The following is a 14,613-nucleotide window of genomic DNA, read 5'->3' on the forward strand; positions in this document are numbered from 1 at the left end:
ATGTCTAATTTATGTAGCTTGCCTTCTCTATCAGGCATAATAGTACTTTTATCACTCATAGTATTACTAATAAACTATTTTGTTTATCAGTTTCCTGGAAACAACTTTTTTCCTGAACACATGTTGTTGCTGACAAGTATCCTGGTATTAGTAAACTTGGGTCTGATATTACTATTTGGAAAAAAAAGCAAAATTAGTCGCTGCGGTATTGAATTTATTTATTTTTTCACCATTATGTCAGTAATTGCATTGGCAACAAATGCAATACAACTAACGCCTTTTCCTACTATAGATAAAGAAATTCTGGCCATAGAGCGTTATTTTGGTATAGAGATACTGCCTATTTTAAGCTGGACCAACAAGCATCCAAATTTTGGCAATCTACTTGGGTTGATTTATGATACATTGCCCTATCAAATGAGCCTATTACCATTAATTATTATTGTTACAGGAAGATTTTATCTCGTTAAAGAGTATTATTTCCTTATGCTGATTACGACTTTGATAGGCTTTAGCTTTTACTACTTTTTCCCCACAACCGCCCCGGCAAGTGTTATTGATAGTTCTTTATTTATGCCAGAACAAATTGCTACTGGTTTTAAGTTTAATCAAATTCATCACCATATAATCCCAACGACTAATGAAGGTGGATTAATTGCGCTGCCGTCATATCACACAATATGGGCATTGTTGTGCGTATATTTGTTAAAGGAGTGGACTATTCCTTGTATCTTACTATTATTTATCAATCTCTTACTCATTGCCTCCTGCGTTTTATTAGGCTGGCATTATGTTACAGATGTTATCGCTGCTCTGATAGTAACCGCTATTAGCTATGCTCTTTTACCATTTTATAAAAAGATCCACGATTGAACAGAAATAAATACGTCTAGTTATTGATCTGTTTAACAAGTCCAGAAGGATATTTCAATTCATTTTGAATTATCTTACTAGTTACCCAATTTTTTACATTTGCGGCCCCTAGTTTCCTAGTCATAATTGTTTGTAACTTATCATTTTTTTGTTCTTTCAATAGAGGATACATTTGAATATAAATGTCTTCATTCTCCCTGCCAATTTTTACTGGTTCATTAATGATCCTAACAGGTGTTCCAACTGTAACAAGACTATATAAATATTCTATGTCGTCTGGGAGCATACGAATGCAACCAGCACTAGCCCGAGCTCCTATGCCATCCGATCTATTAGTCCCATGAATAAGAAACGTTGGCCATCCTAGCCGTAAAACGTGTTTTCCAAGAGGATTATTAGGGCCTGGTGGGAAAAAGTCTGGAATTGGAGCCCCTATTTCCTCTGCAGCAGCAAGTAGCTTTTTAGTAGGGCGCCATGCAGGGTTAATTACCTTTGAGGTAATTTTGGTTCTTCCTAAAGGTGTATTCCATCCTTCACGCCCTATACCAACAGGAAAAGTAATAACTACATTTTCATCTTCAGGAAAATAATACAATCTATATTCCGCTAAATTAATTATGATACCCTTTCTGGGAACATCCGGCAGAATAAATTGTGACGGAATAATCAATCGAGTACCAGCAGCAAGAAGATGAATAGGATCTACCTGTAGATTTGCTCTCACCATTTCATAGTAGCCTATATCAAAACGTCTTCCTACCTCATCAATGCTCTCGCCGACTTCCGACTGAGCATATTTTACTTTTCCTACTATATTGCCCGCTACAGGCAGCACTAAAACGGTAGCATGAGAATAATTATTAATTAGAAACAGGAATACATACAAAATCACTGAACAAATTTTTACTTGATTTAGTAGCATAGTTTTCTCTGAAAGAATGAGTTGTTGCTGATAACTACAAAGATAAAGTCACGTTCGAATTCGGTAACACGTAGTAGCCTAAATGAAATTTTGTCCGTCCTTCGGACCTTCGCTCAGGCTACAGCAGTTGAGAAGAAAAATTTTTAATAGCTAAAATTATAAGCTTTCATCTACTTTGAATCGCTCACCATATTTAGATTCAAAAGTTTTAAAAAGCGTTTCTAATTTATCTTTGCCAAAATCATTTGCATAATTCATCGGGCCTCCTCTAAAAGGAGCAAACCCAGTGGCAAAAATCATACCTGCATCAAGTAAATCAGAATCCGCAACTACTTTTTCACGTAAGCAGGCTGCAGACTCATTAACCATACGCAAAATTAATCGATCAGCTATTGTTTGATCTATTGATGCATCCGGATGCTTTTTAATAGGCTTACCATTTTTATACTTGTAAAAACCCTCTCCGGTTTTACGCCCCAATTTGCCAGCTTGAACCATATCACGTAATTTTTGTGGAACAGTGCCACCAAAGTGCCCTGTAAGATTCTCAGCAACCGCAAGACAAACATCCATTCCAACTGTGTCAGCCAATTCAACAGGCCCCATGAACATACCAAATCGTAATGCAGCTTCATCAATAGTTTCCGCACTATATCCCTCATCTAATAATTGAACACACTCCATCAGGTAAGGCATTAGCACTCTATTAACTAAGAAACCGGGACTGGATTTAACTGGTAATGGCAATTTGCCAATTTGATTGACAAAAGCACTAGCATTTTGCTGCACTTTCTTAGTAGTTGAAGAGCTACTTACTATCTCAACCAAATCCATCTTGGCAACGGGATTAAAAAAGTGAATTCCAACAAGACGTTCAGGATTGGTCATAACACCGCTGATTTCATCTAAAGGAATACTTGAAGTATTAGTTGCAATTATTGCATTTTTCTTCGCAAGACGTTCTACTGTCTTCATAATCTCTTGCTTCACAGCAAGATTTTCAAATACCGCCTCAATAATCACATCAGCACGAGCGATTCCCTGACCTTCTGGATCAGGAACAAGATTATCCATTGCAGCCTGTATTAAGCGAGGTTTGCGCAATTTTTTCTTATAGAGAGTATATGCTCGCCCAATAGCAGGCGCTATTTTCTCGTATGATTGATCTTGTAATGTCACATGAATACCGCGCAAAGCACACCAGGCAGCAATATCTCCGCCCATAACTCCCGCACCAATAACATGTACATGCTGCGATTTAAATTGGCTGTCTTTGGCAAAACCTTTGAGGCGCTCACGTAAAAAGAAAGCACGGATAAGATTCTTAGAGGTGTCTCCATTTGATACTAATTGCTCTACAGAATCAGCTTCTTTTAGATAGGCTCTATCGCCTACAGCACCTTCTTTTTCCCATAGATCTATTACTGCATAAGGAGCGGGATAATGTTCTTTGCGAACTCGCTTGGCGACATTGTAACGTAATAAATAAGCTATTGGTTTTCGCAACCAAGCACTATTACTTAAGCGTTCAATAAATGAAGAGGCATGCTTTGGTGGTTTATTTTTGATGAAATAAATTGCAGCTCTTTTTAACTGGCGAATAGGCACTACCTCATCCACCATGCCCAAAGCTTTAGCTTTCCCTGCAGCAAGTGCACTACCAGTTAAAATAACCTCAGATAATGCTTTAAAACCACCGATTAGTTGTGGTAGTCGGACTGTTCCACCCCATCCTGGATGGATACCAAGCATAATCTCCGGCAATCCGATACGCGTATCTTTTTCATCGGAAGCGACTCTATAAGTACAAGCTAAGGCTAACTCGCAACCTCCCCCCATGCAAAAACCATTGATCATTGCAACACTAGGAATGGATAAGCCCTGCAATCGAGCAAACACGGCTTGACCTTTCTGCAAAAACTCTACTGCTTGAGCAGCATTTTCGAATTTGGAAAATGCATTAACATCCGCACCAGCAATAAATCCTTTTTCCTTCAGTGAATAAATTATTAAACCTATAGCATTTTTATCTGAAGAAATCTCATGAAGCAAACTGTTTAATTCATCGAGTACTTCTTCATTGATCGTGTTGACACTAGCCTCTTTTCTATTCACTCCGAGCCATAGAATTCCTTCTTCATCACGATGTAATTCCCAATGTTTATAATTATTCATGTCCGTTCACCTCAGTAACTCGTTCAAGATACATAGCCCCACCTTGTCCTCCACCAATACAAATGGCAGCCATACCTCGTGATTCATTTCTTTGCTCTAATGATTTTAGTACATGTAATACAATACGAGCTCCACTAGCGCCAATTGGATGACCTGCCGCTACAGCACCACCATCACGATTTAATTTGTCTAATGATGGAGCCCCCATTGCTTCTTTTAGACCCAACTGTTCTTTACAATAATGCTCATCACTCCATGCGGCAACACAGCCTAATACTTGAGCGGCAAAAGCCTCATTGATTTCCCAACAATCCATATCTTCGGGTCTTAACTTATGTCTTTGTAAAATAGGTGTAGCAGCATGAACAGGCCCAAGTCCCATTTGAGAAGGATCTAAAGCTGCCCATTGAGAATCGACTATCCGCCCTATTACTTGCAAGCCATGTTTTTTAACTGCTTCTGCACTAGCAAGCAACAATAAACAGGCACCATCAGTAACTTGAGAACTATTTCCCGCAGTCACCATGCCATATTTTTTATCAAAAATAGGTTTTAATTTCGCTAGTTTTTCTACTGTTGAATCTACACGAATTCCATCATCTTGAGGATGAATTCGCCCTTTGCTATCAATAATGGGGGTTACCTCTGACATCCTATGTTCATTATAAGCAGCGTCTAATTTCAAATGGCTTTGCACAGCAAACTCGTCCATTTGTGCGCGAGTAATATTAAATTTATAAGCGACTTTTTCAGCCGTTTGCCCCATATTCAAACCAACGATAGGATCAGTAAGTCCTCTTAATAAAGCAATTACAGGGGCCAAATATGAAGGTCTAAATTGGGTAACTAGTCCAAATTTTTGTCCAAAGCTCTTGGCTGCAAACCAACTAGCAAGCCATCCAGCCATTTTTTGGTTGAATAACAAGGGAGCATGACTCATGGCATCTGCTCCCCCTGCAAGAACTAGATTGCTGCGTCCACTAGCAATTTGCATAGCAGCATTATCCAGAGCTTGCATTCCTGATGCACAATTTCTCATTACAGTAAAGGCAGGTACTTTATCACCGCAGCCTAATCTCAATGCAACAACACGAGCTATATTTGCTTCATCAGGGCTGGGCATTGCGCAACCAATAATTACTTCATCCAATTCAGTAGGAGAAAACGGTTGTCGATTTAACAAAGCCGACCCAGCAGCCACTGCCAAATCAGAGCCGGTGAATGGCCCTATTCCTTTTGCTTTTAGGAATGGGGTACGATTTCCATCCACTACATAAACCTCTCGACCATTTAAATTTGACTGCTGTTTCATTAGTCCTCCTTATACTGAGCTGCTTTATAGATATTAGCGTCAATTTATAAAGACAAAGATTAGCAGTAATATTCAAAATTTGGAAATTTAAAAGGCTGTTTTATAGAGAAAATTTTATTTGTATCTAAAAATATCTTCCCGACTGTCATCCTAATTTTTTTTGATATATTTAAGCGGATCTTCGTTGCTGTAACACTGAATTATCTTTGGAAGAGCCTTTGCATCACCATCCAATTAACCATAATTTTTTGTTAGTCATTCATCTCAGCGCACCGAAGTTTGTCCACGGTATCCAATTAATTATGCGGTGGTATGTCAAGGATAAGGGGAAGATGCTGAGTTATGAATAACAAGAGGAAGGTTCTTTAGAGATACCATAGCTGTTTATATCAAATTTTAACCATAAAATGCATTAATATAGAACATAAAAAACAAATAATGCCAATTTATATTTTTTTTTTCACTTTAATTTCCAATGATTATTGACGCCACTGAAATACCTGATTATACTCCGCAACCATTGATTGGAGAGATGGCCGAGTGGTCGAAGGCGCTCCCCTGCTAAGGGAGTATGGGAGAAATCCCATCGAGGGTTCGAATCCCTCTCTCTCCGCCAATCAACGCGCCCGTAGCTCAGTTGGATAGAGTATTTGGCTACGAACCAAAGGGTCGGAGGTTCGAATCCTTCCGGGCGCGCCATTCTCTAGGCGGAAGGGGATTAGGCTCTTTCCCATTTAAGGGGGCAGCTTCAATGGCTCTTTCCCATTTAAGGGGGCAGCTTCAATCAACCGCAGAGCACCTTAACACGCACTCTATAATTTTCAAAATTCCTAAAGCCATAAGCTCTACGTTGTATTAGTTTCATCTTTCGATGAAAGCCTTCTGTTATTCCATTCGATTTAGTAAATCGCCACATTCGAGCGACTTCATCTTTCCAAGTAATCAACGTTTTACCTAGAGCAGACAAGGCTTTGAAAGGACTTTGCTTTAACTCGTTGAGCATCTCCAGAAAAACAGGTATTACCTCGCGACACTTCTTTTGATTTAAAGACTTGTTCATTAACAGTTGATGAAGTTGTTGTTGAAATTGATAAATAGCCTCTATGGCTGGATTTTGGGCCAAGAAGGCATCTCGTTTCTTTTGTTTCTCAGGAGTGAGGCGGTCTGCTCTTGTTCTTAATAGTGCGAGGATGCCTCGATTATTTTTGACCTGATGAGACAGCTCTCGATAAGTCATCATGCACTGGTGTTGCATGAGCCGTATGACATGAAACCTATCAGCTACTATAAGCGCATTAGGAAAGTACTTTTTTACCAGTGACCGATAAGTACTGCTTAAATCCATACAAATCACCTTCACTTTTTCTTTGCCGGGCAATTGATTTAAGTAGGTTGATAAGTCCTGCTCACTACGCCCAAGAACCACATCAAAGATTTTATGTTTCCTTAGGTCACATAAAGTAGTAGCAAACCCCTCTTTTTTACTAAAGAAATGCTCATCAATACCTAAGACTTGTGGACAAGGTCTATTGAGTAATTCTTGATGTTCGAGACGATAACGACGTTGGTACCAACGCTCTATGGTCGCTTTCCCTTTTTTATAATAGCTCGCCAAGTCTTTTTGAGACACGCCCTTAGTATGGCTATGGAATACCTCTCCTTGTAACCGTTCAGTGGACCTTTGGTGTTTGGCTATTCCGGGAAATTGCTGATTCCCGTAGCGTTTACAGACTTTGCAATACAACTTATAGGCTTTAAATCGCACTAACGTTCTTCTATGACCGATTAACTCGTGGTGAACTTCTCTTATTTTGCTCGATTTCTTCCTTACTTCTTTGCTTTTACAATGGGAACAACGGGCTTTTCGTTGATACACCACATCTAATATTAATGGGTGATAACCACTCACTTTTACTATAGAAAATCCAGGTAAATTTAGGATAAGATTATATCCGGGCACTTTAATCTCCTTTTGATCGCTAAATCAAGGACTTAGTTTAGACTAATTCGATTAAAGTGCCCCCTTAATTGGGGTAGAGCCGGGGATTATTTTCCGACTTTATTTTTTATATGTTCCTCTATTACATCAAGTTTTTCAGAACTATCGGTTGCGAAAAAGGTAAATTTCCCCTTATTCATAGCTATGTTAATGCCAGCAGCAATGGCATATCCTATTCCGGCTGTCACTATTATAGCAACGACATTTATAAGTATTTTTTTCCAACCCCGATGTTCATTCAGCACACTTCTGGCTTCATCTATGTGAGTTTTACAGCATAGCTTGAAATTATCGTATTCTTCTTGGCTTGGCTCTTTCGTAAAATAGCTATTTCCTGTTCGCTCAAGCTTATTATAAAGTTTATTTGCGGCTTTGTGTGCTTCTTGTAATTTCGGATTTTTTTCGAAATCAGGATCTCTTTTGAACTCCTCCATTTTTTGTTTTAGAACGTCAATTGCTTTATTAAAGTCTCGATGATATTCATTACAGATAGTTTGCTCAGGATCAGGTTGTTCTTTGCACGCTTCTACTTGGCGTTGTTTTTTTAGCTGATCTTTCATGCTTCGTTGCTCTATACGTGCTTCTTCTTGGCGTTGTTTTTCTTGTTGTTCTTGCAGACGCTGTTGTTCTTTACGTGCTTCTTCTTGGCGTTGCTTTTCTTGTTGTTCTTGCAGACGCTGTTGTTCTTTACGCGCCTCTTCTTGGCGTTGTTTTTCTTGTTGTTCTTGCAGACGCTGTTGTTCTTTACGTGCTTCTTCTTGGCGTTGTTTTTCTTGTTGTTCTTGCAGACGCTGTTGTTCTTTACGCGCCTCTTCTTGGCGTTGTTTTTCTTGTTGTTCTTGCAGACGCTGTTGTTCTTTACGCGCCTCTTCTTGGCGTTGCTTTTCTTGTTGTTCTTGCAGACGCTGTTGTTCTTTACGCGCCTCTTCTTGGCGTTGCTTTTCTTGTTGTTCTTGCAGACGCTGTTGTTCTTTACGTGCTTCTTCTTGGCGTTGTTTTTCTTGTTGTTCTTGCAGACGCTGTTGTTCTTTACGTGCTTCTTCTTGGCGTTGTTTTTCTTGTTGTTCTTGCAGACGCTGTTGTTCTTTACGCGCTTCTTCTTGGCGTTGTTTTTCTTGTTGTTCTTGCAGACGCTGTTGTTCTTTACGCGCCTCTTCTTGGCGTTGCTTTTCTTGTTGTTCTTGCAGACGCTGTTGTTCTTTACGCGCCTCTTCTTGGCGTTGTTTTTCTTGTTGTTCTTGCAGACGCTGTTGTTCTTTACGCGCCTCTTCTTGGCGTTGCTTTTCTTGTTGTTCTTGCAGACGCTGTTGTTCTTTACGTGCTTCTTCTTGGCGTTGTTTTTCTTGTTGTTCTTGCAGACGCTGTTGTTCTTTACGTGCTTCTTCTTGGCGTTGTTTTTCTTGTTGTTCTTGCAGACGCTGTTGTTCTTTACGTGCTTCTTCTTGGCGTTGTTTTTCTTGTTGTTCTTGCAGACTCTGTTGTTCTTTACGCGCTTCTTCTTGGCGTTGTTTTTCTTGTTGTTCTTGCAGACGCTGTTGTTCTTTACGTGCTTCTTCTTGGCGTTGTTTTTCTTGTTGTTCTTGCAGACGCTGTTGTTCTTTACGCGCTTCTTCTTGGCGTTGTTTTTCTTGTTGTTCTTGCAGACGCTGTTGTTCTTTACGTGCTTCTTCTTGGCGTTGTTTTTCTTGTTGTTCTTGCAGACGCTGTTGTTCTTTACGTGCTTCTTCTTGGCGTTGTTTTTCTTGTTGTTCTTGCAGACGCTGTTGTTCTTTACGCGCTTCTTCTTGGCGTTGTTTTTCTTGTTGTTCTTGCAGACGCTGTTGTTCTTTACGTGCTTCTTCTTGGCGTTGTTTTTCTTGTTGTTCTTGCAGACGCTGTTGTTCTTTACGCGCTTCTTCTTGGCGTTGTTTTTCTTGTTGTTCTTGCAGACGCTGTTGTTCTTTACGCGCCTCTTCTTGGCGTTGCTTTTCTTGTTGTTCTTGCAGACGCTGTTGTTCTTTACGTGCTTCTTCTTGGCGTTGTTTTTCTTGTTGTTCTTGCAGACGCTGTTGTTCTTTACGCGCCTCTTCTTGGCGTTGTTTTTCTTGTTGTTCTTGCAGACGCTGTTGTTCTTTACGTGCTTCTTCTTGGCGTTGTTTTTCTTGTTGTTCTTGCAGACGCTGTTGTTCTTTATGCGCTTCTTCTTGGTGTGGCTCCTCACTTGCCTTATCTTTTGGATTAAGCTCAGCAAAGCTATTCTTTTTGTCCATTGATAGAGGTAAGTTAATATCTAACGTTTTCTTTATTTCTTCGTGAATATTACCTACACGCTTAGCTAATGAGTGTTGTATTAACTCTCGATCCTGTTCCACAAAATGGGTTGATATATAGTTTGTTATTTCACTGTAACATTGGCTAAGAGTTGAGGGATTTTGAGTAAGAAAAGATTTTACATCTGGATGTTCAAAAAATAGTTCCAAGGCAATATTACTTCTATTGGTGAGTTCTTTGATGGCTTTCTTTTGGAGCTCATGATCTTCAGCGGCAAAGGCTTTATTAGCCAGTTTACTGAATAGAGGCTCGGTGAGCATAGATAGCTTTAATCGAGCATATAATTTTTCCTTGATATATTCAGGATTAGTTTGTACATGAGTGGCCCCATGATAAAGTCCTCTTCGTGGTTTAGTTAAAATATTTCGTTCATATAGTTCTTTGGGGATTTCTGAATCAACATCACATCTATCAAAATCAATTTTGGACAAATGACTATTATCTATATCTTCAGAAGAGAACCCATAGTTTTCAATATTGGGATCGCTTTCACCAACAAAATTAGTCACTTCATCTATAATCCCTGTTCCAGGAAATATTCGTTTATTTTTATCTATGTATTTCTTTCTAGCATCTCTAGTTTCATCATCGGCTGCAGAGCGGGCGTAACCTGGAATCCCTCTTGCTCCTACCAGGCGATTGTTCAATAACCTTTCTATAGAAAAATGGGTTGGGCTAATGATGCTTGCAATTTTCGAAGCTAAAACAGCATGTGGGGCATAATCCTCGACACCACGAATAAATATCTTCTTTTTACCATTAGTTGCCAAAAAAGTATTATCTCCTGTATTTCCTTTGAAGAGTTTAGCTACCATTTTGTATGGATAAAATTTCTCGCTGTCTGGAATGCCCTTTCTTATAGTTACTTTCTCCTTTTTTACTACTTGCAGGTGTAAAGGAAAATAAGGTTTGCTTAAGTCGATACCATTGAAATCAGGAGTTGTAGGCAATTTTCCTACTAATCGGAGTGCATTAATAGCAAAAGGGAGATTGTACCGTACATTAGTGTCCCAAGAATTAGTTCCTGGATAGGCATAACCATAATAGTCGTTACTTTTCGGTCGATAATGAGAAAAGAGATAGTAGTAATTTACTAATCTAATATATTTTTCAGCATCATCACCCGAGCTTTGGGGTATTTCACGTCTGGCATTCAGACTACTTTCAATACTATTTACTGCCTCTGTAATGTCATCTTTATAATGAATATCAAACACTGGGTCGGTCATGTAATAAAGTAGAAAAATGATACAGTCTTGGACATCTTTATTAAGTTGTAATAAGCTTTCTGAGAAACTCTGAAACTCTTCTTTTCTAATTATCTCATTATTATTAAGCTTTCTTATAAAATCAGTGATATCCTCAGGGAGTTCAATGTCTTTGTTTCCTCCAAATACATAATCTTTCGATTGTTTAAACAAATATTTTTCTGTTATATAGAGTTCATTTAATTCACTTAGTTTCATTTTTAAGCTCAATTAGCTTATTTATTTGACTAAAATTATAGCAGATGATAATTATGTTTTTATTAAAGTGCTAAAATTCTAATGGCTTCAAATTAACTGTCACCGAAATTGATATACACCCACCCTGTTCTATACTTACTCTAATGGATATTTATTAACCAAGGACGAAAATGAACCCAGAGTTACTCCATGCCATTGGCACCCCAAGCCCCAAATTAATAGAAAAGCTAAATAAAGCAGACTCCTTAGATATTGCAGGACACTCAATTAAAGCAATCTCCATTACAGATCACCAAGATAAAAAGCAAGGCGGTGGATTTAACACTGGAATCTATCTTTATCAACGAGAAAATGGGGAATATCGCGTTCTTAAAGTATTAGCCGAAAAAAATAAAGACTTATATGGTGGTGCTGCACGTAAAATAAAAACATTTAATGAAATGTATCAATCTATATATGAAGGAGAATTTTCGACACTGGCTACAGCAGAACAATTTTATGAGGCTTCAAATATAATAGATATGCCCTTTATTAATGGTGACGATGTAAAGATTGATGAAGGATTTGATATCACGCAAAAGAATGAACAACAAGATTTATATAAATTTTTTGACGCTCATGGCTTGTTTATTACTGATTATCGTATGGATGGAAATATCGTTCGAGTAACCGATTCAAAAACTGCAAAAAGTTATTTTCTTATCCGTGATGTCGATTTATTAGGTCGGAAGAATAGTTTAGAAGTGACTCCAACAATACTTGAAGAGGCGCGCCAGGATTTAGATACAGAAGAATATCAAAAACTGAAAGCTATTTCTGGCGGAGTGCGTATATTTGATGAACCTAAGCAACCTCATTATAACGGTGAAGAGGCTGATTTTTTTGCATTAAGGAGAGCCCTGTTACAAGCCATGACGGCTAATAAAATAAATAAAGAGGAGTGTACTCTTATTGCGTCGGCAAAAAACTTCCCTGAATTGTGCGATAGAGCATGCCAGCATGAGACTAAACCTGGTTTTTTTGATCCAGAAATAACGAAGACGATGAATTTATTACGCGTCGAACTTAAGAAAGATAACTATCATAATTTAAAATCTTTTTATAATTTTCAGGATAAAATGCTAAATATTCAATTAAGATCTATTGGTGCTACATCCCAAAATTTTATTAATAATACTTATGCTCAGGATAAAAACAAATTAGCCACTGCAAGAACCTTTTTTAGACATATCTATTATCCAGAATTTGATTCTCAATCACGCGAGACTCTAAAACCTACTTTAAATAAAAGAGATATTTTTAATAAGAAGAACTATATAGATGAGGTTAAAACTGAATTAAAAAAAATGAAGGACCCTAAAAAGGAAGAACAAATTCAAAAACAAGAAGAGCAAATTCAACCTTTTAAAATCAATAAATAAAATAGGTGCTTAATCATTGATGGACAGTAAACAAATCATGGGACGATAAATGGCCATTTTTCAAGTACTCGTAAAACATTCTTTGCATAACGTGTCATTCGATGGAGCGTATTTCGGTAATTTTTAGAGAGAGTGTTTTGTCGAGCAATTGGCTGCCCGACCATTAAACCACTGTAGTGTTTACTAATGTTTAGATTGATAACGCCAAAATTTAGGGAGCATAAGACAGGAAAGAGTGACGCCAATAATACATAAAACGCCTCCTGATACCAGAGCAGTAGTAAGACCAAAACTTGTCGCAATAAGCCCTGCCCTAGTGTCACCCAATTTGGGTCCACTTAAATAGCTGATCATTTCTATGCCCGCTAAACGGCCACGATAATCGGTAGGTATCGTGTTGTTCCATAAGGTACTGCGGAAAATACCGCTAATGCCGTCAAAGGCTCCTGACAATGCGAGAAAAAATAGTGCCATCCAAAGAGAGTGAGATAAACCAAATCCAATAATGGAGCCCCCCCATAACCCGGCTGAAATAGCAATTGCTTTACCATCATGACTTACTTTAGCAGTCCAACCACTCACTAATGAAATACAAAGAATACCCACTGCTGGTGCGGAATAGAGTAAGCCCAGAGTTTTCACTCCACCGAAATGTTGAGCTATCGCGGGAAGCAGAGCATTAGGCATAGAAAAAACCATAGCGGTAAAGTCTACAACATAACTACCGATTAACTCCTGGCGACTAAAAGCAAACATAACTCCTTGTTTCAATGATGATAAAATAGAAGGGTGTTCTTTTACCTCCGGTTTAGGAATACTATGCATCAAAATTAAATTAATCAAAGAAATAAGAAATGTGAATAAATCAATAAGATAAGTAATAACGATTCCATATTGAGCAATGATAATTCCTGCTATTGCAGGGGCAATAATCATACAAAAACTAAATTTGAAACTAGCTAATGCTCCAACACTTTTATAATCTTGAGGCTGGACAATCTGTTGAATAACACTGTCAAAAGCAGGTCTGTGGAGACCTGTGATAGCTGACATTAAAGCAGCAACAATAAAAATAATCGGTATACTAGGATGAGGATAATATGAGTTTAATACTAAAAAACAACAACTTAAAGCAAGTAATAATTCGCTAATAACTAATAAAGCACGCTTATTATAGCGATCAGCAAATACTCCTCCGACGAGTGCTGTAATCAACAAGGGTAATAGCTGAAAAAGACTTAGCAGACCAACCATTAAGGTGGATTGAGTTAAGTGGTATATTTGATAAGGAAGCGCAACACTAGTTATCATAGTGCCAATAAAAGAGACGAACTGCCCTAAAAAAAGAAGCCTAAAATCGCGATTTTTTTTAATTAGTGATAAATCCAATAACTGGCTCATAGTAAAGACCAAGAATACAAACTGTTAAAAATTGTGACTTAATAGTTATGAATTATATGTTATATTTCCTATAAAGTCTTAATGAGTGTTCATGTATCATAAATCTTATTTTATGATGATATGAGAAAGAATCTATCACGCAAAAGGTTTAACTCTTAACACTCCCAACACATACATCGCCTTCAGCTACTCCATCTAACCATACCTGTAATTGCTTGATACGATCAAGGGTAATATGTTCAAGCATATAACACTGACACATAGGCAAGACAGAACCATAGGATTCCTTATATTGTGGAATATACATTGAAGCCACATAGGCATCACGAAATGCAATCCATTTTTTTTGTGCCGTAGTAAATTGACTGATAAATGTTTGATCATCTTTATAACGAGCAATAACTTGCTGATACACCTTATTCAATGAATTATCAGACTTTTGTAACTGATCACAAGCGGCTTTATTTAATTCATATTGTGTTTCAGCAGATGCAGGACTTAGGTAATTAAGAAATAGAAAGAACGCCAATGCACCCTTTGTAAGTTTCATTATAATCCTCTGTTCAGTTATAAAATCAATAAATATACCTCTCTGTTTCAAACTACCATATCAGTTATCTATTAATAATGAAACTGAGTCTAAATGACAATGTAATACTGTATTCTGGTTAGCCGACCTATATCCAGGATAAACAATAATTTTTATGATAATGAAAGTCCACCCTATGTAAGAT

The 14,613-nt window shown here is 37.9% G+C and carries 9 protein-coding genes and 2 tRNA genes; 4 read left to right on the top strand and 7 right to left on the bottom strand.

The window, feature by feature from the left end; translation table 11 throughout:
• Window positions 1–873 (top strand): phosphatase PAP2 family protein, encoded by an 873-nt coding sequence (locus LFA_RS07395; RefSeq protein ID WP_407927629.1) that lies wholly within the window; start codon window positions 1–3, stop codon window positions 871–873.
• Between the two features lie 16 nt (window positions 874–889).
• On the opposite strand, the gene LFA_RS07400 is transcribed toward LFA_RS07395, so the two are convergent.
• From LFA_RS07400 to LFA_RS07410, 3 genes are all read right to left on the bottom strand, one after another.
• Window positions 890–1,795 (bottom strand): L,D-transpeptidase family protein, encoded by a 906-nt coding sequence (locus tag LFA_RS07400; protein ID WP_045095624.1) that lies wholly within the window; start codon window positions 1,793–1,795, stop codon window positions 890–892.
• A 156-nt stretch (window positions 1,796–1,951) separates the two neighbouring features.
• Complete coding sequence (locus tag LFA_RS07405; protein ID WP_045095625.1) at window positions 1,952–3,970, bottom strand: 3-hydroxyacyl-CoA dehydrogenase NAD-binding domain-containing protein; 2,019 nt, start codon at window positions 3,968–3,970, stop codon at window positions 1,952–1,954.
• Entirely contained in the window at window positions 3,963–5,282 is a 1,320-nt protein-coding gene (locus LFA_RS07410) for an acetyl-CoA C-acetyltransferase (RefSeq protein WP_045095626.1), read from the bottom strand. The genes LFA_RS07405 and LFA_RS07410 overlap by 8 nt, the downstream gene beginning before the upstream one ends.
• 526 nt (window positions 5,283–5,808) lie before the next feature.
• Here LFA_RS07410 and LFA_RS07415 point away from each other — a divergent pair.
• Both LFA_RS07415 and LFA_RS07420 read left to right on the top strand, forming a co-directional pair.
• Window positions 5,809–5,898 (top strand) — tRNA-Ser (locus LFA_RS07415).
• A gap of 6 nt (window positions 5,899–5,904) precedes the next feature.
• Window positions 5,905–5,981, top strand: a tRNA-Arg gene (locus LFA_RS07420).
• Window positions 5,982–6,066: 85 nt separating this feature from the next.
• Here LFA_RS07420 and LFA_RS07425 read toward each other — a convergent pair.
• Together LFA_RS07425 and LFA_RS18825 are read right to left on the bottom strand one after the other, a co-directional pair.
• On the bottom strand, window positions 6,067–7,242 hold the full coding sequence (locus LFA_RS07425) for an ISL3 family transposase (protein WP_045095627.1): 1,176 nt from the start codon (window positions 7,240–7,242) through the stop codon (window positions 6,067–6,069).
• A gap of 86 nt (window positions 7,243–7,328) precedes the next feature.
• Window positions 7,329–11,057 (bottom strand): hypothetical protein, encoded by a 3,729-nt coding sequence (locus LFA_RS18825; RefSeq protein WP_052673889.1) that lies wholly within the window; start codon window positions 11,055–11,057, stop codon window positions 7,329–7,331.
• Window positions 11,058–11,227: 170 nt separating this feature from the next.
• Here LFA_RS18825 and LFA_RS07435 point away from each other — a divergent pair, with 170 nt between their 5' ends.
• Window positions 11,228–12,478 carry a hypothetical protein gene (locus tag LFA_RS07435; RefSeq protein WP_045095628.1) on the top strand — a complete coding sequence of 417 codons (1,251 nt, stop codon included), beginning with the start codon at window positions 11,228–11,230 and terminating at the stop codon, window positions 12,476–12,478.
• A gap of 183 nt (window positions 12,479–12,661) precedes the next feature.
• Here the strand turns inward: LFA_RS07435 and LFA_RS07440 are convergent, their stop codons facing one another.
• Both LFA_RS07440 and LFA_RS07445 read right to left on the bottom strand, forming a co-directional pair.
• Window positions 12,662–13,879, bottom strand: a complete 1,218-nt coding sequence (locus tag LFA_RS07440; RefSeq protein WP_045095629.1) for an MFS transporter — start codon at window positions 13,877–13,879, stop codon at window positions 12,662–12,664.
• 148 nt (window positions 13,880–14,027) lie between these two features.
• Window positions 14,028–14,429 carry a lysozyme inhibitor LprI family protein gene (locus tag LFA_RS07445; RefSeq protein ID WP_045095630.1) on the bottom strand — a complete coding sequence of 134 codons (402 nt, stop codon included), beginning with the start codon at window positions 14,427–14,429 and terminating at the stop codon, window positions 14,028–14,030.
• Between the last annotated feature and the right edge of the window lie 184 nt (window positions 14,430–14,613).

The sequence above is a fragment of the Legionella fallonii LLAP-10 genome (assembly GCF_000953135.1).
Classification (GTDB): Bacteria; Pseudomonadota; Gammaproteobacteria; order Legionellales; family Legionellaceae; genus Legionella; species Legionella fallonii.